This window comes from Agarivorans sp. DSG3-1, from assembly GCF_046774965.1.
GTDB lineage: Bacteria > Pseudomonadota > Gammaproteobacteria > Enterobacterales > Celerinatantimonadaceae > Agarivorans.
Window position 1 is genome coordinate 2870758 of record NZ_CP177241.1, and the last position, 19930, is coordinate 2890687.

The window sequence follows — 19930 nt, forward strand, 5'->3', positions numbered from 1 at the left end:
AGGAGTAAGAATTTACTTCTATAAAGTAACCCCATTTAGTAAAAAAAGTATTCTGCGGCAACAGGGAAAGAAGAGCATGTTTCATGGCCAAAAACATCGTTGATGGTGGCGTAGTATGCTTGGTTAGTTAATGCGCCTTCTTGAAATTCCACATTTAGCCAAATTTCGTCTAGGCTGACGCTGTAAAGTCTAGAGTCAACTATAGACTTGTCTGCACCTACAATTTCAAGGCTTACTTGTTGAGGGCTAACGAGAGTAGGCATAATAGCTATTCTAGCCGTTTTTTGGGGCGAGCTAACTAGTACTTGTGTCGAGAGGCTTTGAATACAAAAAGTAGCTTCAAGTCCAACAGGAGCCTCGTAATAATTATCTTGGGACTGCCGCTTAGATAATCGGTTGTTTCGAGCAGTAAAACTTAACCTATGCTCTCTGTTATTAGGAAATACGTAATTAGCCCTTGAAAAATTATGAGTATATGCACCATAGTTTTCGACTTCAGCGCTTATTTTATAATTGGCTTGGTAGTCTTCAACTGCGTATTCAGTGGACTCATCCAATTTTATATTGATCACAGAGTTTAGGTTGTCGACAAACTCTACTTCACCTGCCGTTACCCTATTACGTATTGTTGTAACAGGTGTAATAGTGTTAATTGAAGCTTGATTTATGCCATTGTAGCCGTTTGATTTAAGAAGACCATTGTAGCTAACAGTATGCTGTCCTAAGCGATAATCGAGTTGTCGAACTATAGCTAGTTCTTCAAATGTAACTGTTGCAGGTAAAAGGTCATAGAGTTCAACATATAGGGCAAGCGGGGTAGTGAAATTGACTTCAGTGGAAGAATTATAGCTATCGTTGCTGTATTGGCTTATTTCGGCACTATAGTCCGTAAAGCTCTTAGCTACTTTAGAATCACTGTGACTATATGCCAAATTTTTTACATCGAGTTGTCCTGAAAAATTTAGGATGAAACCATTTAAACTAGCGTCGTCTAGTTTTAGGTCAATATCACCGGTAATTCGATAAAACGAATCTAAACCTTCGCCTAAGGTGCATTGCTGAAAACTGGCGCTAAACATATCATTTACCAATGACAGTTCAATTTTTGGCTTGTCTACAGTTGTGTGCTGGGAGGAAAGGCATTCGATATGAGTGAGGCTTGGATCTTCTATTTTTTTATGTAGCGCGGCTATCACGGTATCAATGAGATAAAACTGAGAATTAGCTTCGTTAAGAGATCTCCCAGTATGTATATAGCTGTCGTGCACGCTACTATTAACTTGCTGCTCGGATAATTTCTCGGTTGAGCTATTACAAGCGCTAAGGCTTAAGATGGCTATACTCAGTAAACTACTAATTATGATTTTATGGTGAGATGGCATAACTTTCCTTGTTGGATTTTTATCAATTTTTCAATGATTTATTTGTTTTTTTGCATCTTATAAAGTTATATGTCATTTGTCTATGAAGGCTTTGGTCATACTATTTTATTGTGTGAAATGAATAGCGATTTAGCTTTGCTGAACAAGAATAAAAATCTATTATCGAACCATCTTTCCTCACTACTAGACAATATGTCCCCCAGAGCTGAATTACCGATTGATTCAATTAAATCCCCGTTTGTTAACCAGCTGGCAATCTCACACTTAGTTGTTGAAGCTGCCACCGGCTCGGGTAAGTCAACCCGTTTACCGCGTTGGGCGACAAGTTTGGGCAAGGTGTTGGTGGTTCAGCCGCGTCGAATTGCTTGTGAAGCCTTGGCTAGTTATGTTGCAGAGCAAGCTAAGTTGGCAGGAGAGCCTCATAAGGTGGGTTACTCGATTCGCTTTCATTCAACGGTAAACGAACATACCAATATTGCTTTTGTTACTCCAGGAATCGCCTTGCGCTGGTTGGCGGAAAATAAGCTTGGCGAATTTGCGGTGATTATTATTGATGAATTTCATGAGCGGCGTTGGGACTCAGATTTATTACTGGCTCTAGTAAAGCAACTGCCGATTCGAGTAGTGGTTACCTCAGCGACTTTGGAAGGTAATAAGCTCTGTGAATATTTAGCGGCGAAACCATTGAAAACTGAAGGCCGTGAGTACCCGGTAAGTTTAAGCTATGAAGCGCGGGAATCGCATCACTTGCCAGATATTACTCGAATCACGGATGCCATAAAAAGCGCCGTGAATAAGGCAATGAAAAAAGATGATGGCGATATCTTGGTATTTTTACCTGGGCGTGGAGAAATTCAACGTAGCCTTGCGAGCCTAGCGGATATAAATGCCGAAGTATTGGCCCTTCATGCCACGATTAGCGCTGAGCAACGTCGATACCTATTGGATGATTCATCGACAAAAGCTCGGCCTCGTCGAGTGATTTTAGCCACTAATGTGGCTGAAACCAGTTTAACTATTCCCCGAATAAGTAGTGTGATTGATTCTGGTTTAGAGCGCCGCACTAAACAACGAGCAGGGCGAACGGTGTTAAGTCTGGAGCGAATTTCTCGAGCCAGTGCCGAGCAGCGCAAAGGCCGAGCGGGCCGAGTGAGAGCTGGCCATTGTTACCGTTTATGGGGGGAGTTTGCGCCGCTTGAACAGGTCACTCCACCTCAAATGCAGCGTGAAGAACTACTTGAACCTATGTTGTTTGCTGCTAGTTGTGAGCAAGCGTTAGCTAACTTAGCCTTTTTAGAAGCCTTGCCAGAGAAGTCTCTAAACATTGCGACCGAGCGTTTAACAAGTATGCGAGCGCTTACCAGCCCTGCGAAGTTGAGTGAACATGGGCAACGTTTGTTAGCGCTGCCTATTGATAGCTATTTTGCTCATCTTGTGAATCTTATGTCGTCGCAAGCAGAGCGCGAAGCCATGTTGGATCTCGCGGCGGCACTCAGTATTAATAAGGCGATTTTTCAAAAACCTAAGTCGGAACACGGTTTAAAGCAGCTGGGTGAATGGCAGCCGCTGCATTGTGATATGACATTATTGCTGGATTTAATGCGTGGCAAAACTTGGCCAGAAGAGCTACCGGTTAATCAAGAGGCATTACATCAAGCTCAAGAGTTAGCCGAGCAGCTACGCAGTGTAATGGCAATGAATGATTTGGCCGAAGCCACACCTTATCAAAGAGATAAGCTTATCACGGCCATCTTAGTCGGCGCTAAGGAATTAGTATATGTGCGACGAGAAAAACGCCAAGACGCCATGGGGAACGGGTTTTCTGAGCTACAAATTGGCCGAGAAAGCCTGTTGGCTAACGAGCAGTTGGCAGCAATAGCCTTTGATGTTTACAGCATGCCCGGTCGAGGCCTTAAGCAATTAATGAATATTGGTTTGTGTTTAGCTCCTGTACCTATCACCCTGTTAGTGGAGCACCAATTCGGTGAACTGGAGGCTAAAGGACATATTGATAAACAAGGGCGCCAACCAGTGCAACGTGTTTATGCTGGACGAGTGATTGCTAATGAAACCTTAGCCGCTAACCCTGAGCAGTATCGACTCGGTTTGGCTAGGCGTTTATTGACTAAACAGCAAGCGAGGTTTAAACAATTAAGTCTACAAAATGACGTAGACGCTTGGAACTTGTGGGTTAGTCTTGGTGTTAAGCATGGAGGTGGTGAAGGCGAGGTAATTGAAGCATTAAACTGGCTGAGTGATTACTTGCTGCAACTTGGTGTTGAAAACGCCGAAGATTTAGAGCTAATAGAGCCTAGTGACATCGTGTTTGATGGTATTCCTGAGTGGCAACGATCAGATTTCGAACAACGCTTCCCTCAGCATTTGGTATTAGCTGATATCAAACTCGATGTGGAATACCTAGGTCGCTCTAAACAAGTGATTGTTCACTATCACTCTGGCGCTAGAAAAGGCGGACCAAAACGTTGGGAGCTGCCTAACTGGAGCGGTTGGCGGATTTTCTATAAAAAGGCCAGCAAACGCGTGGCCTTAAATTAGCGTATTTAGAAACAGCTGCGCTATTTAGACGTCATACGTTTTATGGTGTCGTCTTTTAACAAAAAATGGTGATAAAGCGCGGCGCCAACATGAGCGGCTAGTGTCACGTACAAAGCTTGCGCAGCGTAATAGTGCACCTCTGAGGCAATACCATTTAACCATTCGTTTTTCTCAGCAAAGCCAGCAATGGTGAATAAGTCGAAGAAGTTAATTGCGTGGCCGCCGGCTAATGACATGATCATGCCCGAAATAGGCATTGCCAACATCAGCAAGTATAAGGCTAAGTGTCCGGCGTGAGCCATTTTCAGTTTAACGCCTTCACCAATAGGTGAGGGCACCTTCGTTATGCGGTGCCAAATAATTCTTAAGAAGATAGAGGCTAAAGCAATAACACCCAAGCCTTTGTGGAGGGAAAATAGTTCAGATTTTTCTGCTCCCCTTGGTAGCGTGTCCATATATAAAGCGATAGCCACCAAAGCGATGATAAGTGCCGCCATAAGCCAGTGAATAAGCTTACTGACTAATCCAAATTGCGTTGAGTTGTTTTTTACATTCATGGTTAATTGCCATTAAATTTTGTGTGGGTAAACTAACAAAATTGCAACTATTGTAAATTGCCTTTACGCATTTTTACGATCCGTCTCAGTATAGGCAAGATATTGTAGCTTGGGCACTTTTGGCAAATGGCTTGGGTGATGTTTGGTTGGCGGCAATGGCTATGCTAGCATGGCTGAATGAGTAGTAGATGGTCGGAGATTAAGCATTGAAACGATTCCTTAGCGTAGTGTTGCTGATGGCTATCGTCATGCTTGTGGGCTTATTTGCGATAGACCGCTATATCTCTAATCAGGTCTCGGGCCAGTGGTTTCGAGATATGCAACAAGTCCCCGCGCAACCAGTGGCTTTGGTGCTTGGCACCAGTAAGTATGTAGGTAAACGCCTCAACACTTATTATACTTTTAGAGTAGAAGCCGCAGCTAAGCTCTATCACACCAATAAGGTTCAAGCCTTAATCCTCAGTGGCGATAATGCTACCCGCTATTATAATGAACCTGTAACGATGCTAAATGATGTACTGCGTTTAAACGTACCCAGAGAGCATATTGCGTTGGACTATGCTGGCTTTAGAACCTTTGATTCCATTGTTCGGGCACAACAAGTGTTTGGCCAAAACGCAATCATAATTGTGTCGCAACAGTTTCACGTAGAAAGGGCGCTATATATTGCCAATCAATATGGCATAGAAGCCTACGGTTATGTGGTGGATGATGCGCCTAGAGAGTTTCACTGGCGGGTGCGTTTACGTGAAGTACTCGCAAGAACCAAAGCCTTAATAGATCTACATATATTAAAAACTCAACCGCATTTTTTGGGTGAGCCTGAACAAGTTAATACTCGTAGTCCAGAACGTGAAGTATAGGTGTGTTATGAATCTAAGAATGTGGCTACTGGCCATACTGTGTGGTTATAGTTTCAGCTCTTTCGCGAGTTCTAACACAGAGATCACCCCATTTATTGTTGGTGGCAATGATGCGACTCAAAACTATCCGTGGATGGCTCAGGTATTTGTTGGTAGCCAGCGCTGTGGTGGTGTACTGATTGGTGAATCATGGGTGCTTACTGCGGCGCATTGCACCTATGATGTAAATGCTGATGAAAAACACCTTGCCCCGTCTCAAGTGAAGGTGGTACTGGGTGTTTATGAGATGGTTAACAGTAGTCACGCCGGTGCTGTAGCCGTAAGTGAAGTATATCAGCACCCTAATTATGTGAGCCCATCTAGCTCGGGAGCGGCATTTGATTACGATGTTAGCTTACTGCGTTTAGCTACGCCTCAAACTATTACTCCACCGCTTATCAATGCGAGTCAGGTTACCGATGCCTTAAATAGTGGTGGCTTTATGAGCGTTATTGGTTTTGGGCGGGTTAATAGCGATCCATCAAACCCTGAGTATCCAGAAGTGCTGCAACAAGGTAATTTAAGCCTGTATGATACCTCGTCTTGCGCTAGTCGATGGTCCAATTCCACCATAACCGAACGTATGTTTTGTGCCTATGGTACTGATCAAGATGCTTGTTCGGGCGATAGTGGTGGACCGGTGTTTGTTCGTGAAGGCAGTGACTATAGCTTACTCGGTTTAGTCAGTTGGGGCAGTATTGGTTGCCAGAACCGACCTGGCGTTTATGCCGATGTAGGTACAGTGTGCACTTGGGTGACCGATACCGCCAGCTTAGCGGGTGACAATAGTTTGCAATGTAATCAAACTCAGCCAGCTGTTTCTAGCGGAGGAGGAGCAAGCTTTTGGTTGTTATTAATGGTCTTTCCACTTGCCTTGATTCGCTATCGATTCCCACGCCACCTTTTACTGCGCTAATCCTTGCTATTGCTGGCCGCAATCACTAAAATTGCGGCCTTGATAATAATCCAAAATCCCACAGAGTTTTGAGTCCCATGCGTGTTGCCGATTTTTCTTTTGATCTTCCTGATGAGCTAATTGCTCGATACCCAAAACAGCAACGCCGTGACAGTCGTTTACTTTACCTAAATGGCAACTCTGGTGAGTTACAGCATCAGCAATTTCCTGATTTACTCGATCATATTCAAGAAAATGATCTTTTGGTGTTTAACAATACTCGGGTTATTCCGGCGCGTTTATTTGGCCAAAAATCCACTGGTGGTAAATTAGAAGTATTAATCGAGCGCGTATTAGACGATCACCGCGTGCTTGCGCATGTTCGCTGCTCTAAATCACCTAAACCTGGCAATCAACTGCGTTTAGCTGATGCTTTTGATGCAACTATGATTGCACGCCACGACGCCTTGTTTGAGTTGCGCTTTGACGATACTCGCACTGTGTTAGAGCTATTAGAGAGTTATGGCCATATGCCGCTTCCTCCCTATATTGACCGCCCTGATGAAGATGCAGATAAAGAACGCTACCAAACGGTTTATAACGAAAAGCCCGGCGCTGTTGCTGCACCTACTGCTGGATTGCATTTCGACGATGCATTGATGCAACAAATAAAAGATAAAGGGGCCGACACTGCTTTTGTTACTTTACATGTTGGTGCAGGAACTTTTCAGCCAGTAAAAGTTGAATCGGTTGATGAGCATGTGATGCATTCAGAGTACGCCGAAGTTAGTCAAGAAGTAGTGAGTAAAATTGCTAAGACTAAAGCGGCTGGTGGCCGAGTCATCGCTGTAGGCACAACTTCGGTTCGCTCTCTGGAGAGTGCCGCTAAAGATGCCAAATCAAAAGCTGTAGAGTTGCAAGCTTATGCAGCCGAGACCGATATTTTTATCTTCCCTGGCTATCAATTTGAAGTGGTAGACGCCATGGTGACTAATTTCCATTTACCGGAATCCACGCTAATTATGCTGGTATCGGCTTTTGCCGGTAAAGAGCATGTCGCTCAAGCTTATCAAGCGGCAATCGACAATCAATATCGCTTCTTTAGTTACGGTGATGCCATGTTCATTACCCGTAAAGACGCATAACAAGACCTATGTTGAATTAGCTTAAATCAACATTGTAAAACAACACACTAACTCAATCTGAATCGGACTGTTTTTCCGATCTGAGGTGAACTATGAAATACCAATTATTGGCTCAAGACGGTAAAGCCCGTCGCGGTCGTTTAGAATTTGAACGCGGTAGCGTAGAAACGCCAGCATTCATGCCTGTAGGAACTTACGGCACCGTTAAAGGCATGACCCCTGAAGAGGTGAGTGAAACCGGTGCAGAAATCTTACTAGGTAATACTTTTCACTTGTGGCTACGTCCTGGTCAAGAAGTGATGAAAGCCCACGGCGACTTGCATGACTTTATGAACTGGCAGGGGCCTATTCTTACCGACTCTGGTGGCTTCCAAGTATTTAGCTTGGGTGATATTCGCAATATCACCGAAGAAGGTGTGCATTTTCGCAATCCTGTAAATGGCGATAAGATTTTCTTGACCCCTGAAAAGTCGATGGAAATTCAAAACGACTTGGGGTCAGACATTGTGATGATTTTTGACGAATGTACGCCTTATCCGGCGACTGAAGCAGAAGCGGATAAATCAATGCAAATGTCTTTGCGTTGGGCCGCGCGTTCGCGTCAGCGTCACGATGAGCTCAACAACAAAAATGCGCTGTTTGGGATTATTCAAGGTGGTGTTTACGAACACCTGCGTGATGTTTCCCTAGAAGGCTTAACTAACATTGGCTTTGACGGTTACGCCATTGGTGGTTTAGCTGTAGGCGAACCTAAAGAAGATATGCACCGTATTTTGGATTATGTTGCACATAAAGTACCCGCCGATAAGCCTCGTTATTTAATGGGGGTGGGTAAACCAGAAGATTTAGTGGAAGGTGTACGCCGTGGTGTAGACATGTTTGACTGTGTAATGCCAACCCGTAACGCGCGAAATGGCCACCTTTTCACCGGCGAAGGCGTGGTTAAAATTCGTAATGCGCGTCACCGAGAGGACACTAATCCACTAGATAAAGAGTGTGATTGTTATACCTGTCAAAATTATTCTCGTTCCTACTTGCATCATTTAGATAAGTGTAATGAAATCCTTGGCGCTCGTTTGAATACCATTCATAACTTGCGTTACTACCAGCGTGTAATGGAAGGTATACGTGAAGCGATTGCCGCTGGTAAGTTTGACGATTTTGTAGCAGATTTTTACGCCAAATTGGGTCGCGAAGTACCACCTTTGGCGGAATAATACCCGATTGACCAAGCAAAGCCTTGTTTTTGCTCGGTCAGTCTCCATTTAATAAGATAGTTGTATTTTAATCTTAAGTTTTTTAATTTTTTAGTGAGGGTAACAATGAGCCTATTTATTTCTCCAGCATTCGCCGAAGGCGGCGCAGCATCATCAGCTGGCGGCGGCATGGAACTGATTTTCATGATGGTCATCTTTGCGGTGATTTTCTACTTCATGATTTACCGCCCACAATCTAAGCGTGTAAAAGAGCATAAAAACTTGATGACCTCGTTATCGAAAGGTGACGAAGTGCTAACAACGGGTGGTTTAGTCGGTAAAATCATTAAGATTTCTGAAGAAAACGACTACTTCCAGTTAAGCCTAAGTGATGACACAACAGTTACACTTAAAAAGGACTTTGTTTCAGCGGTTTTGCCAAAGGGCACGTTGAAGTCTCTGTAGTTGTAACTCGGTCACTAGGGATAAGATTTTGTTAAACAGATACCCTTGGTGGAAGAATGTGATGGTGGTCGCTTTGATTGCCATCGGTTTTCTTTACGCCATGCCAAACTTATACGGTGAGGATCCTGCCGTACAAGTTTCTGGCACTCGGGGCGCTCAAGTAGAGCTTGCCCAACTAGATAATATTCGCAACCACCTAACAGCACAATCTATCGACTTTCGCTCGGTTGGCTTTGAAGATGGATTGGCGTTAGTACGCTTACGTAACGATGCCGACCAACTTAAAGTAAAGAGCTTATTACATGATTTGTTAGGTGATGATTACATTGTTGCCTTAAACCTTGCCCCCGCTACACCGGGTTGGTTAGATGCCATTGGCGCGGCCCCACTAAAGTTGGGCTTGGACTTACGTGGTGGTGTTCACTTCTTAATGGAAGTGGATATGGACGCTGCGATAAGCAAAGCGCAAGAAGGCATGATTCAAGATTTTCGTAGTGACTTACGCGAAGAAAAACTGCGTTATGCAGGGGTTCGCGCGCAAGGTGACGCGGTAGTGGTTCGTTTTCGTGATGAAGCAACCCTTGATAAAGCGATTAGTTTCTTAGACCGCAAATATAACGAGTACCAGTTTAGTGATGCTAGCCAAGGCGACCAATTCCGTCTAAGCGCTAAAATGACAGAAGCTAAACTAAAAGAAACTCGTGATTATGCACTTCAGCAAAACATTACCATTATCCGTAACCGGGTAAATGAGTTAGGTGTTGCTGAGCCACAAGTGCAGCGTCAAGGTTCAGAACGTATTGTTGTTCAGTTGCCAGGTGTTCAAGACACTGCGCGCGCCAAAGAGATTTTAGGTGCTACCGCTACGCTTGAATTTAGAATGGTAAATACTGACGCCGATTTACGTGATGCCGCGGCTGGTCGTGTTCCTCCTGGTTCTCAGTTAGCTAAGCGTGTCGACGGTTCGCCAGTAGTATTACGCAATCAAGTCATTTTAACTGGTGACCATATTGTTGGTGCTCAATCTGGTTTTGATGAATACAGTCGCCCACAAGTAAATATCAGCCTTGATAGCCAAGGTGGCAGTAAAATGGCTGGCTTTACTAAAGACAATGTTGGCCAATCTATGGCTACTCTGTTTATTGAATACAAACCTACCGGTGAGAAAGATGCCGAAGGTAAATCAATATTACAGCGCCAAGAAGAAGTGATTAACGTTGCGACTATTCAGTCTCGTTTAGGCCGAAGCTTCCGTATTACCGGTATTGATTCGCCTTCAGAAGCGCAAAATTTAGCCTTGCTATTACGTGCTGGTGCCTTGATTGCACCGATTCAAATTGTTGAAGAACGCACCGTAGGTCCAAGCTTGGGTCAAGACAACATCGACAAAGGCTTTATGGCCATTGTGATGGGCTTGTTGGCGCTGCTTGTATTTATGCCTTTGTACTACCGTAAATTTGGTTTAGTGGCCGACTTAGCCTTAGTGGCGAACGTAGGGGTAATTATTGGCTTTATGTCGATGATACCAGGCGCAACACTCACCTTACCGGGTATGGCGGGTATTGTTCTTACCGTAGGTATGGCGGTTGATGCCAACGTGCTTATTTTTGAACGTATTCGTGAAGAGCTAAAAGATGGACGCAGTCCTCAGCAGGCTATTCACCACGGTTATAGCAACGCGCTTTCAACTATTTCTGATGCTAACATCACCACCTTTATTACCGCGCTTATCTTGTTTGCGATTGGTACGGGTGCTGTAAAAGGCTTTGCGGTAACGCTAGCTATTGGTATTGCCACTTCGATGTTTACCGCTATTGTTGGCACCCGTGTGGTGGTTAACTTGGTTTGGGGCGGTAAGAAAATAGACAAATTGTCTATCTAGGAGCGACGACGTGTTTTATTTGTTTAAACCTAAAGACACTGTGCGTTTTATGTCGCACCGAAAACCATTTATTTGGTTTACCGTATTGCTAATGATTGCCTCTGTAGCAAGTTTAGCGATTAACAAAATCAACTGGGGCTTAGACTTTACTGGCGGTACCTTAATTGAAGTAGAGTTCTCACAACCTGCTGATCTTACTGAAGTCCGTGACGTAATGAACAACAATAGCTACCCAGATATTGTCGCTCAGTACTTTGGGTCACAAACCCAAGTATTGTTGCGTATGATGCCGCGCGAAGGTGTTGATAGCGAACACCTTGGCGATAGCATTATGGGTTTGCTGCGCTCTGAAGTAGATGCCGACGTTGAAATGCGCCGTATCGAATACGTAGGGCCTACGGTAGGTAAAGAGCTAGCAGAGCAGGGTGGTTTAGCCATTATTGCCGCGTTAGGTTGTATTTTACTTTACGTTGCAATGCGCTTTGAGTGGCGTATGGCACTAGGTGCTGTATTAGCCTTGGCACACGATGTTATCGCAACATTGGGCTTGTTCTCGTTGTTACAGTTAGAGTTTGATCTAACGGTAATCGCCGCCTTGTTGACGGTAGTGGGTTACTCCTTGAACGATACCATTGTTGTATCCGATAGGATTAGGGAAAACTTCCGTAAGTTACGTAAGGGCGACCCGGAAGAGATTATCGATGTATCGTTAACTCAAACCTTTAACCGAACTATTGTGACGTCATTAACTACCATTATGGTATTGATTTCGCTCTTCCTATTAGGTGGCGAACTTATTCATAACTTTGCAACAGCATTGTTGTTTGGTGTGTTTATTGGTACTCACTCTTCTATATATGTTGCTAGTACGCTAGCGCTCTATTTAGGTATTAAGAAAGAAGACTTTATGCCCAAAGAGTTGGAAGAGAAAGAAGGCGCCGACCAAGACCCAATCATGTAAATATCAAAACCCGCTTCGGCGGGTTTTTTGTTCTTAAGGAGAAGATAACATGGCCCATAATCCCCGCTTTTTAGCCTTAGTAGACGATTGCCGAACGCGTATTAAGGAATGTGATGTTCACCAAGTGCAGCAATGGCTAGCGCAAGGTCTCGAGTTCAAACTGATTGATAATCGCGAGCAAGACGAATGGCAAAAGAGCCGCATTCCTGGTGCCCAATACATGGGGCGTGGGGTGTTGGAACGTGACGTTGAAACATTGATCCCAAATCTGGATAGTATGATTGTGATTTATTGTGGTGGTGGCTTTCGCTCTGCATTAAGCGCAGATAACTTAGTGAAGATGGGGTATACCAATGTTATCTCTATGGATGGTGGCATTCGAGGCTGGAAAGACGCTAACTATCCTTTAGAAGGGGCATAAAATGAACGAGCTTAGCCACTTAACGGTCCACTCTTTCGATATAGCTGAGAATACTCACTATTTCTTAGACAAAGCTCAAGCTGATTTAGCCTATCAACACGCTGAAGATAAAAACGATTATCCAGAGTGGCGCGAACCTACTCCAGTGTTGCAACTGTTGGAGATAAAAGATGCTTTGTTAGGCGAGTTTGCTAAACGTATCGCTTTTCTTGAGCTGCAACTAGAGCGCGTCGAGCTAGGTTCCGATAGTTTCGATTTGGGGGCTAGTTAGTCGTCTAAGTCCCAGCCCAATTCTTGGTTAAATTTATCAAGGTGAGGTTTAACCAAGTCTATATCGCTTTGTGGAACAGCTTCTAGCTGAGTGATCCACTGATCGCTAACCTCAAACATTTGTAGCATTTGTTGCTTCTGCTCAGCACTTAGTTCGGGATTATCTAGCAGCTCTTGTTTCATGGTTTTGTATTGCTCAAGTTGCGCCATATTGTCTTCAGCGCTAGCAGCCATGGCAGCAAATACCACTTGCTCAGTAGTTTGTGCCCAGCTTTCAATGTTTAAATCATGTTTAGATAGTATCGCTGTCACTTCATCACTTTTACTACTGCGGCTTAATTGACTCGCCATTTCATCAGCAAACTGACTCGGGTTATTAATATCTTGGAAAGTATTTTCTTGTTCTATTTGTTCAATGACGGGCACTAGCTGTTTGCTGGCACTAAACCAACTGTTTAACTGTGACTCGGTAAGGTTCGCCGCATGGGCAATACCGCTGACAAAACACAATAAAGAAAAGAGGAATTTCATACCGTTACCCTAAATTTATACGTTGTATATAAGGTAGAGGCATTGCAGATAAAAATAAAGCGGGCATTGCCCGCTTTATTTTCAGTATTGGTTTTTCGCTTAACCTTTTAAAGCGTCGGTTAAGTGAGGGCGGAATGTAGCAAGCATGTGCTTGAGTACTTTAGGGTTAGCACAAACAACATTACCAGTTTGGTAGAAATCTGTATTACCCGCGATATCCGCAACAATTGCACCGGCTTCGCGAGCCAGTAGTTCACCAGCGGCTACTTCCCATGGCTTGAGGTTTAATTCAAAGAAACCGTCGTGACGGCCAGCAGCAACATAAGCTAAATCTAATGCTGGGCTTCCACTGCGGCGAATGTCGCTACATTCAGCAAAAACAGCACCAAACATGGCTAAGTAGCTTTCGGTGTAATGCTTGCGGCGGTATGGGAAACCCGTGGCGATTAAGGTGCCTTCTAAATCTTTGGTTTTATTTACTCGTAAACGGTAACCGTCTAACTGAGCACTTTTTCCGCGAGAAGAAGCAAACAGCTCATTGCGTAAAGGATCGTACACTACGCCGTGTTCGGTTTTTCCTCGAACACGTAAGGCAATAGATATAGCAAAGTGGGGAATACCTTTAATGAAATTGGTGGCTCCATCCAGTGGGTTAATAACCCATTGGTATTCGTCATCCGTGCCTTTGCTCAAACCATTTTTCTCTGTCACGAAAGAGTGCTCAGGGAAAGCGTTACGTATGGTGTCGACGATGCTTTTTTCAGAAGCCGCAACAACGTTTACTAGATAGTCGTTAGCGCCCTTTGGCGTTGCGTCAACTTTGTCTAATTGCTCATAAGCTTGAGTTACAACTTTACCTGCGTTTCGCGCAGCGCGAACCGCTATGTTTAGCATAGCATGCATGAATTACCACCAATTTGTAGAAAGAACATAAAAAATAACCGCCGGATTATAGAGAATAGTGTGTGCAAACACAATTTATTATAGACAACAGATTTAAACTTTTTCCAATCTAGCGACTAACGCTAGGGCTATGTTACAATCCTGCGCATTAAATTTAGGGTGAAGTAATACTAATGTTGGAAAATGTTCGAGTGGTTTTAGTCGGCACCAGCCATAGTGGCAACATTGGTTCGGCAGCACGCGCCATGAAAACCATGGGCATCACTGATTTATGTTTGGTTGCTCCAGAAGCTGAAATAGACGGCAAGTCGGTAGCGTTATCGGCAGGTGCCTCTGATGTGCTAGGCGGAACCACTATTGTAAATGAGTTGTCTGAAGCTGTAGCTGATTGTCAATTGGTGATCGGTGCTAGTGCTCGCTCACGTACATTAGATTGGCCAATGCTTGATGGACGTGAAGCTGGTGTAAAACTGGCTGGCGAAGCCCAAGAGGCCAAGGTCGCCATTGTATTCGGTCGAGAGAATAGTGGATTGAACAATACTGAGTTACAGCAATGCCATTTCCATGTCTGTGTGCCAGCCAATCCAGAGTACAGTTCGCTTAACCTTGCTATGGCGGTTCAGTTATTAAGCTACGAAGTTAGAATGGCATTTTTGGATCGACAAAACGTCCACCCTGAAAGCCCCGTTGAAGACTACCCGCATGCCGATGATCTAGAGCGTTTCTATCAGCATTTTGAGCAGAGTATTGCCGATAGCGGCTTCATCATTAAACCTCATCCGGGTAAAGTAATGGAAAAGGTTCGCCGAATGTTCAACCGTATTCGCATGGAAAAACAAGAGCTTAACGTGATGCGTGGGATACTCACTGCGTATGACAAACACATCTCTAAACCAGAAAAATAAACCCGACTAATTTACTGGGTTTTATACTTGACTAAATTAGTCGGATATGGAAAGATTGTGACCAAGTTCACGCGATAAATGGGTTGGATATGCGCTTAACTTCTAAGGGACGCTACGCGGTTACAGCAATGTTAGATGTTGCTCTTCATATGGAAGAAGGGCCGGTTTCTCTAGCTGATATTTCTGAAAGACAAGGTATCTCGTTGTCTTACCTAGAGCAACTTTTTTCAAAATTACGTAAACATGGCTTAGTCACTAGTGTACGTGGCCCTGGCGGCGGTTACCGACTAGGTATGGATGCCGATGATATTGCAGTGGGTATGGTGATTCACGCAGTTGATGAGTCTATTGACGCTACGCGCTGTCATGGCTCAGCAGATTGCCAAGGTGGTAAACCTTGCTTGACCCACTCGTTATGGAATGACTTGAGCGAGCGTATCGCCGACTTCCTCGATAATATTAGCTTAGGCGGCTTGATGCGCGAGCGACAAATTGTAAATGTTGCTCATAACCAAGACCAGCTTCAGCATGTTGATACCAACACGATACAAATTAGTTTATGACGCTCGCTTTCACCGAGTAGTAACGGAGAACTTTAATGAAATTGCCAATTTATCTTGATTACTCAGCAACTACCCCTGTAGATCCACGCGTTGCTGAGAAGATGATGCAGTACCTTAGCGTAGACGGTATCTATGGTAACCCGGCTTCACGTTCACACCGTTTCGGCTGGCAAGCAGAAGAAGCGGTAGATATCGCTCGTAACCAAATTGCCGAATTGGTAAATGCCGACCCGCGCGAAATTGTGTTTACTTCTGGTGCCACAGAATCAAACAACCTTGCAATCAAAGGCGCTGCACACTTTTACAACAAACGCGGTAAACATATTATTACCTGTAAAACTGAGCATAAAGCAGTACTCGATACTTGCCGCCAGTTAGAGCGTGAAGGTTATGAAGTCACTTACCTTGACCCTGAAAGTAACGGCGTAATTAGCTTAGAGAAACTAAGCGAAGCCTTACGTGAAGATACGGTGCTAGTGAGCATTATGCACGTTAATAACGAAATTGGCGTGATTCAAGATCTTAACGCAATTGGTGAGCTTTGCCGTTCACGCAAAATTTTATTCCATGTAGATGCGGCGCAAAGTGCCGGTAAAATTGAAATTGATTTACAAGCCTTGCCAGTAGATATGATGTCGTTTTCTGCGCACAAGGTTTACGGCCCTAAAGGCATTGGCGCGTTGTACGTGCAACGTAAACCACGTATTCGCTTAGAAGCACAAATGCATGGTGGCGGCCACGAACGTGGTATGCGTTCAGGTACTTTACCAACTCACCAAATCGTGGGCATGGGCGAAGCGTTTGCCATTGCTAAGCAAGATATGGCGAAAGACAACGAACATATCCACGCTCTACGTGACCGCTTTTGGGCTGGCATTAAAGACATAGAAGAAACTTACGTTAACGGCGACTTTGAGCAACGTGTAGTGGGCAACCTAAATGTCAGTTTTGCTTACGTAGAAGGTGAGTCATTGATCATGGCGCTTAAAGACCTTGCTGTATCGTCAGGGTCTGCGTGTACTTCTGCCAGCTTAGAGCCTTCTTATGTGCTACGAGCCTTAGGTTTAGATGACGAGCTAGCGCATAGTTCAATTCGCTTCTCGTTTGGCCGTTTCACTACAGTAGAAGAAATTGATTACGCAATTAAAGTGATTAACGAAGGAATTGGCCGCCTCCGCGAGATGTCTCCATTGTGGGACATGTTTAAAGACGGAGTGGACCTAAGTCAGGTCGAGTGGGCTCACCACTAAGTATTATAACTAACGGATTTGGAGAGATATCATGGCTTATAGCGAAAAAGTAATCGACCACTACGAAAACCCACGTAACGTAGGTGCGTTTGAAGATAAAGAAGACAGTCACATTGGTACTGGTATGGTTGGCGCACCAGCTTGTGGTGACGTAATGAAGTTACAACTTAAAGTAAGCGATAGCGGTATTATTGAAGATGCGCGCTTTAAAACTTACGGTTGTGGTTCAGCTATCGCGTCTAGCTCATTGGTTACCGAATGGGTAAAAGGCAAAAGCTTAGATGAAGCGCAGTCGTTAAAAAACACTGATATTGCTGAAGAACTAGCTTTACCACCCGTTAAAATTCACTGCTCAATTTTGGCCGAAGACGCCATTAAAGCAGCGATTGCAGATTACAAAAAGAAAAACGCCTAGAGCTTTAAGGATCCGTTATGGCTGTATCACTAACCGAATCAGCGGCAACCCATGTTGGCCAGTTCTTGAATAACCGCGGCGCAGGCGCTGGGGTTCGCTTAGGTATAAAAACCTCAGGCTGTTCGGGTATGGCTTATATTCTGGAGTTTGTTGACCAACTCGCTGATGATGATCAAGTTTTTGAAAGCCACGGTGTTAATGTCATCGTAGATGAAAAAAGCTTGTTGTACATCGACGGTACTGAGCTGGACTTTGTTAAAGAAGGCCTGAATGAAGGTTTTGTATTTAACAATCCGAATGTATCCGGCGAGTGTGGTTGCGGAGAGAGTTTTAGCGTTTAAATGGAACACGCTATGAATCATTTTGAATTATTCTCTCTACGCCCTTCATATCAGCTAGACCTGCAAGGTTTAGCTGATTGTTATAGAGAGCTACAACAGAAATACCATCCTGATAATTTCGCTGCCGATGCCTCTGAGAATCAAGCTCAAGTTATGCAAAAAGCCGCGCAAATTAATGATGCTTATCAAACCTTGAAAGATCCCCTTTCACGCGCCCAATATTTGTTAAGTCTGCAAGACATAGAGCTTGGTGGAGAGCAACAAACCATCAACGATATTGAGTTTTTGATGGCGCAAATGGAGCTTAGAGAACAGCTAGCAGAAATCGAAAATGCTGCTGATCCTGAGCAAGCTCTTGAGGATTTTTCCAAGCTACTCAAGCAGCAACGAAGTGACTTGAGCTCTAGCTTTGAAAAAGCCTACAATGAGCAAAATTTTACTTTTGCTGCGGATCAGGTTCGTAAGCTCAAATTCTATGCACGTTTGCAACAGCAGTTGCTCCAACTCGAAGAGAAGATTTTAGATTACTAATCTATATGGCATTACTACAAATTGCAGAGCCTGGGCAATCGGCTGTTCCTCATCAACATAAACTCGCTGTAGGTATCGATTTAGGTACGACTAATTCTCTGGTTGCTACGGTTCGCAGTGGTAAATCTGTTACTTTAGCTGATCATGACGGCGGCATTCTTTTACCGTCAGTCGTCCGATATCATGCGCAAGGCGTTGATGTTGGTCAGTCAGCTAAAGCCCACGCTGTGACTGACCCTAATAACACTATTACCTCAGTTAAGCGTTTATTAGGTAAAGATATTTCTGATATCGACCTTAGCGGATTACCTTATAATTTTACCGAGGCTAGCTCACCTCAAATCAAAACGGTAAGTGGTGTCGTTAATCCTATTCAAGTATCTGCAGAAATTCTCAAAAGCTTGGCTAAGCGAGCTACCGAATCTTTACAAGGCGAGCCTGATGGTGTGGTAATTACCGTTCCTGCTTACTTTGACGACGCTCAGCGCCAAGGTACCAAAGACGCAGCCCAATTAGCCGGTTTACATGTACTTCGCCTGCTTAATGAACCTACTGCAGCGGCTATTGCTTATGGCTTGGACAGTGGTGATGAAGGCGTTATTGCTATTTATGATTTAGGTGGCGGAACCTTTGATATCTCTATTTTGCGTTTATCAAAAGGGGTGTTTCAAGTACTCGCTACTGGCGGCGATTCTGCACTAGGTGGTGATGATTTTGATGACGCTTTGGTTGAGTGGATTGCTGAGCAAGCAAAGATAACTGGCCAACGTTCAGCCCAGTTACAACGTGAATTGTCGCGCATTGCTAACCAAGTAAAAGTAAACCTATCGGAACACTCACACTCTGATATCGAATTAGATATTGATGGAATTCATTGGCAGGGTTCTATTAGTCGTGAATTGTTTGACGAGTTAATAGAAGGTTTAGTTAAACGTACTATTCGCGCTTGTCGCAGAGCATTACGCGATGCCGAGGTTGAGCTCGAAGACGTTAACAATGTAGTAATGGTGGGGGGCTCTACGCGGGTACCTAAAGTACGTAGCGATGTTGCTAACTTCTTTGCTAAACCGCCATTAACGAATATTGACCCTGACCAGGTGGTGGCTATTGGCGCGGCTATTCAAGCAGATACCCTAGTAGGCAATAAAAAAGACGGTGAACTGTTGCTACTGGATGTAACACCACTATCTTTGGGCATTGAGACCATGGGCGGTTTGGTGGAAAAAGTGATTCCACGAAACACCACTATTCCTGTGGCGCGAGCTCAAGAATTTACCACTTTTAAAGATGGTCAAACGGCCATGGCTATTCATGCAGTGCAGGGTGAGCGTGAATTAGTAGATGATTGCCGCTCTCTCGCCAAGTTTGCCCTTAAAGGTATTCCGCCTTTAGCTGCTGGTGCAGCGCATATTAGAGTGACTTTTCAAGTAGATGCCGATGGTTTGTTATCGGTAACTGCTATGGAAAAATCAACGGGTGTACAATCCTCTGTTGAAGTTAAGCCTTCCTATGGCTTAGAAGATGCAGAAGTGGCGCGCATGCTGAAAGATTCAATCACCAACGCAAAGCATGATGTTACGATGCGTATGTTGCGTGAACAACAAGTTGAAGCGGCTCGCTTTATTGAAGATATGAGCGCAGCGTTAGCGGAAAGTGGTGAGCGATTACTGGATGCAGCCGAGCGTCAGCAAATTAAACTGGCAGTAGACGCGTTAGCTGTTGTAGCTGCCGAAGATAGCGTACCTGCGATTGAGCAAGCCATTAAACGATTAGATAGTATCAGCCAAGATTTTGCTGCAAGGCGAATGGATGATTCAATTAAACAGGCTTTAACAGGCCAGCAAGTAGATAGGATTTAA

At 44.3% G+C, this 19930-nt stretch carries 21 protein-coding genes; 17 read left to right on the top strand and 4 right to left on the bottom strand.

Going from position 1 to position 19930, the window contains the following annotated elements; all coding sequences use genetic code 11:
• Positions 1-35: 35 nt before the first annotated feature.
• Positions 36-1382, bottom strand: a complete 1347-nt coding sequence (locus ACLD71_RS13360) for a hypothetical protein (RefSeq protein WP_411991007.1) — start codon at positions 1380-1382, stop codon at positions 36-38.
• 192 nt (positions 1383-1574) lie between these two features.
• Between ACLD71_RS13360 and ACLD71_RS13365 the strand changes: the two genes are divergently transcribed.
• Complete coding sequence (locus ACLD71_RS13365; protein WP_411991008.1) at positions 1575-3938, top strand: helicase-related protein; 2364 nt, start codon at positions 1575-1577, stop codon at positions 3936-3938.
• Between the two features lie 20 nt (positions 3939-3958).
• On the opposite strand, the gene ACLD71_RS13370 is transcribed toward ACLD71_RS13365, so the two are convergent.
• Positions 3959-4495: a cytochrome b gene (locus ACLD71_RS13370; protein ID WP_411991009.1), complete on the bottom strand. Its 537-nt coding sequence runs from the start codon at positions 4493-4495 to the stop codon at positions 3959-3961.
• Between the two features lie 206 nt (positions 4496-4701).
• On the opposite strand from ACLD71_RS13370, the gene ACLD71_RS13375 reads away from it, so the two are divergent.
• The 9 genes from ACLD71_RS13375 to ACLD71_RS13415 all read left to right on the top strand — a co-directional run bounded on the left by ACLD71_RS13375 (position 4702) and on the right by ACLD71_RS13415 (position 12633).
• Complete coding sequence (locus tag ACLD71_RS13375) at positions 4702-5358, top strand: vancomycin high temperature exclusion protein (protein WP_411991010.1); 657 nt, start codon at positions 4702-4704, stop codon at positions 5356-5358.
• Between the two features lie 7 nt (positions 5359-5365).
• On the top strand, positions 5366-6313 hold the full coding sequence (locus ACLD71_RS13380; RefSeq protein ID WP_411991011.1) for a S1 family serine peptidase: 948 nt from the start codon (positions 5366-5368) through the stop codon (positions 6311-6313).
• A 77-nt stretch (positions 6314-6390) separates the two neighbouring features.
• Positions 6391-7437, top strand: coding sequence for a tRNA preQ1(34) S-adenosylmethionine ribosyltransferase-isomerase QueA (gene queA / locus ACLD71_RS13385; protein WP_411991012.1), 1047 nt, complete (start codon positions 6391-6393; stop codon positions 7435-7437).
• A gap of 92 nt (positions 7438-7529) precedes the next feature.
• Positions 7530-8654 (top strand): tRNA guanosine(34) transglycosylase Tgt, encoded by a 1125-nt coding sequence (gene tgt / locus ACLD71_RS13390; protein ID WP_303514958.1) that lies wholly within the window; start codon positions 7530-7532, stop codon positions 8652-8654.
• Between the two features lie 105 nt (positions 8655-8759).
• Positions 8760-9098, top strand: a complete 339-nt coding sequence (gene yajC / locus ACLD71_RS13395; protein WP_137672795.1) for a preprotein translocase subunit YajC — start codon at positions 8760-8762, stop codon at positions 9096-9098.
• A 28-nt stretch (positions 9099-9126) separates the two neighbouring features.
• Positions 9127-10980 carry a protein translocase subunit SecD gene (gene secD, locus ACLD71_RS13400; RefSeq protein ID WP_137672796.1) on the top strand — a complete coding sequence of 618 codons (1854 nt, stop codon included), beginning with the start codon at positions 9127-9129 and terminating at the stop codon, positions 10978-10980.
• Between the two features lie 10 nt (positions 10981-10990).
• Complete coding sequence (gene secF / locus ACLD71_RS13405; RefSeq protein ID WP_411991013.1) at positions 10991-11941, top strand: protein translocase subunit SecF; 951 nt, start codon at positions 10991-10993, stop codon at positions 11939-11941.
• A gap of 49 nt (positions 11942-11990) precedes the next feature.
• Complete coding sequence (locus ACLD71_RS13410) at positions 11991-12362, top strand: rhodanese-like domain-containing protein (RefSeq protein ID WP_411991014.1); 372 nt, start codon at positions 11991-11993, stop codon at positions 12360-12362.
• Position 12363: 1 nt separating this feature from the next.
• Positions 12364-12633, top strand: a complete 270-nt coding sequence (locus ACLD71_RS13415; RefSeq protein ID WP_411991015.1) for a hypothetical protein — start codon at positions 12364-12366, stop codon at positions 12631-12633.
• Here ACLD71_RS13415 and ACLD71_RS13420 read toward each other — a convergent pair.
• Both ACLD71_RS13420 and suhB read right to left on the bottom strand, forming a co-directional pair.
• Complete coding sequence (locus tag ACLD71_RS13420) at positions 12630-13163, bottom strand: hypothetical protein (RefSeq protein WP_411991016.1); 534 nt, start codon at positions 13161-13163, stop codon at positions 12630-12632. The two genes, ACLD71_RS13415 and ACLD71_RS13420, sit on opposite strands and share 4 nt — an antisense overlap.
• A 99-nt stretch (positions 13164-13262) precedes the next feature.
• Positions 13263-14066, bottom strand: coding sequence for an inositol-1-monophosphatase (gene suhB / locus ACLD71_RS13425; protein ID WP_137672801.1), 804 nt, complete (start codon positions 14064-14066; stop codon positions 13263-13265).
• 173 nt (positions 14067-14239) lie between these two features.
• Between suhB and trmJ the strand changes: the two genes are divergently transcribed.
• The 7 genes from trmJ (at position 14240) to hscA (ending at position 19930) form a co-directional block, all read left to right on the top strand.
• The gene (gene trmJ, locus ACLD71_RS13430) at positions 14240-14971 is read left to right on the top strand and encodes a tRNA (cytosine(32)/uridine(32)-2'-O)-methyltransferase TrmJ (protein WP_411991017.1); all 732 of its coding nucleotides are present in this window, start codon (positions 14240-14242) and stop codon (positions 14969-14971) included.
• Positions 14972-15060: 89 nt separating this feature from the next.
• Positions 15061-15534, top strand: coding sequence for a Fe-S cluster assembly transcriptional regulator IscR (gene iscR / locus ACLD71_RS13435; protein ID WP_137672803.1), 474 nt, complete (start codon positions 15061-15063; stop codon positions 15532-15534).
• Positions 15535-15569: 35 nt separating this feature from the next.
• Positions 15570-16784, top strand: a complete 1215-nt coding sequence (locus ACLD71_RS13440) for an IscS subfamily cysteine desulfurase (RefSeq protein ID WP_137672804.1) — start codon at positions 15570-15572, stop codon at positions 16782-16784.
• 31 nt (positions 16785-16815) lie between these two features.
• Entirely contained in the window at positions 16816-17199 is a 384-nt protein-coding gene (gene iscU, locus ACLD71_RS13445) for a Fe-S cluster assembly scaffold IscU (protein WP_137672805.1), read from the top strand.
• Between the two features lie 17 nt (positions 17200-17216).
• On the top strand, positions 17217-17540 hold the full coding sequence (gene iscA, locus ACLD71_RS13450) for an iron-sulfur cluster assembly protein IscA (protein WP_137672806.1): 324 nt from the start codon (positions 17217-17219) through the stop codon (positions 17538-17540).
• A gap of 12 nt (positions 17541-17552) precedes the next feature.
• The gene (hscB, locus tag ACLD71_RS13455; RefSeq protein WP_137672807.1) at positions 17553-18071 is read left to right on the top strand and encodes a co-chaperone HscB; all 519 of its coding nucleotides are present in this window, start codon (positions 17553-17555) and stop codon (positions 18069-18071) included.
• Between the two features lie 5 nt (positions 18072-18076).
• A complete protein-coding gene (gene hscA, locus ACLD71_RS13460) occupies positions 18077-19930 on the top strand; it encodes a Fe-S protein assembly chaperone HscA (RefSeq protein ID WP_411991018.1) in 1854 nt (617 codons plus the stop codon).

Bases quoted from the DNA above. Each gene is read 5' to 3' on its own strand.
- ACLD71_RS13440 (WP_137672804.1), top strand. From the start codon at position 15,570: ATGAAATTGCCAATTTATCTTGATTACTCAGCAACTACCCCTGTAGAT.
- suhB (WP_137672801.1), bottom strand. From the start codon at position 14,066: ATGCATGCTATGCTAAACATAGCGGTTCGCGCTGCGCGAAACGCAGGT.
- ACLD71_RS13365 (WP_411991008.1), top strand. From the start codon at position 1,575: ATGTCCCCCAGAGCTGAATTACCGATTGATTCAATTAAATCCCCGTTT.
- ACLD71_RS13360 (WP_411991007.1), bottom strand. From the start codon at position 1,382: ATGCCATCTCACCATAAAATCATAATTAGTAGTTTACTGAGTATAGCC.
- iscR (WP_137672803.1), top strand. From the start codon at position 15,061: ATGCGCTTAACTTCTAAGGGACGCTACGCGGTTACAGCAATGTTAGAT.
- hscA (WP_411991018.1), top strand. From the start codon at position 18,077: ATGGCATTACTACAAATTGCAGAGCCTGGGCAATCGGCTGTTCCTCAT.
- ACLD71_RS13410 (WP_411991014.1), top strand. From the start codon at position 11,991: ATGGCCCATAATCCCCGCTTTTTAGCCTTAGTAGACGATTGCCGAACG.
- ACLD71_RS13370 (WP_411991009.1), bottom strand. From the start codon at position 4,495: ATGAATGTAAAAAACAACTCAACGCAATTTGGATTAGTCAGTAAGCTT.
- yajC (WP_137672795.1), top strand. From the start codon at position 8,760: ATGAGCCTATTTATTTCTCCAGCATTCGCCGAAGGCGGCGCAGCATCA.
- iscU (WP_137672805.1), top strand. From the start codon at position 16,816: ATGGCTTATAGCGAAAAAGTAATCGACCACTACGAAAACCCACGTAAC.
- iscA (WP_137672806.1), top strand. From the start codon at position 17,217: ATGGCTGTATCACTAACCGAATCAGCGGCAACCCATGTTGGCCAGTTC.
- tgt (WP_303514958.1), top strand. From the start codon at position 7,530: ATGAAATACCAATTATTGGCTCAAGACGGTAAAGCCCGTCGCGGTCGT.
- trmJ (WP_411991017.1), top strand. From the start codon at position 14,240: ATGTTGGAAAATGTTCGAGTGGTTTTAGTCGGCACCAGCCATAGTGGC.
- ACLD71_RS13415 (WP_411991015.1), top strand. From the start codon at position 12,364: ATGAACGAGCTTAGCCACTTAACGGTCCACTCTTTCGATATAGCTGAG.
- hscB (WP_137672807.1), top strand. From the start codon at position 17,553: ATGAATCATTTTGAATTATTCTCTCTACGCCCTTCATATCAGCTAGAC.
- ACLD71_RS13420 (WP_411991016.1), bottom strand. From the start codon at position 13,163: ATGAAATTCCTCTTTTCTTTATTGTGTTTTGTCAGCGGTATTGCCCAT.
- queA (WP_411991012.1), top strand. From the start codon at position 6,391: ATGCGTGTTGCCGATTTTTCTTTTGATCTTCCTGATGAGCTAATTGCT.
- ACLD71_RS13380 (WP_411991011.1), top strand. From the start codon at position 5,366: ATGAATCTAAGAATGTGGCTACTGGCCATACTGTGTGGTTATAGTTTC.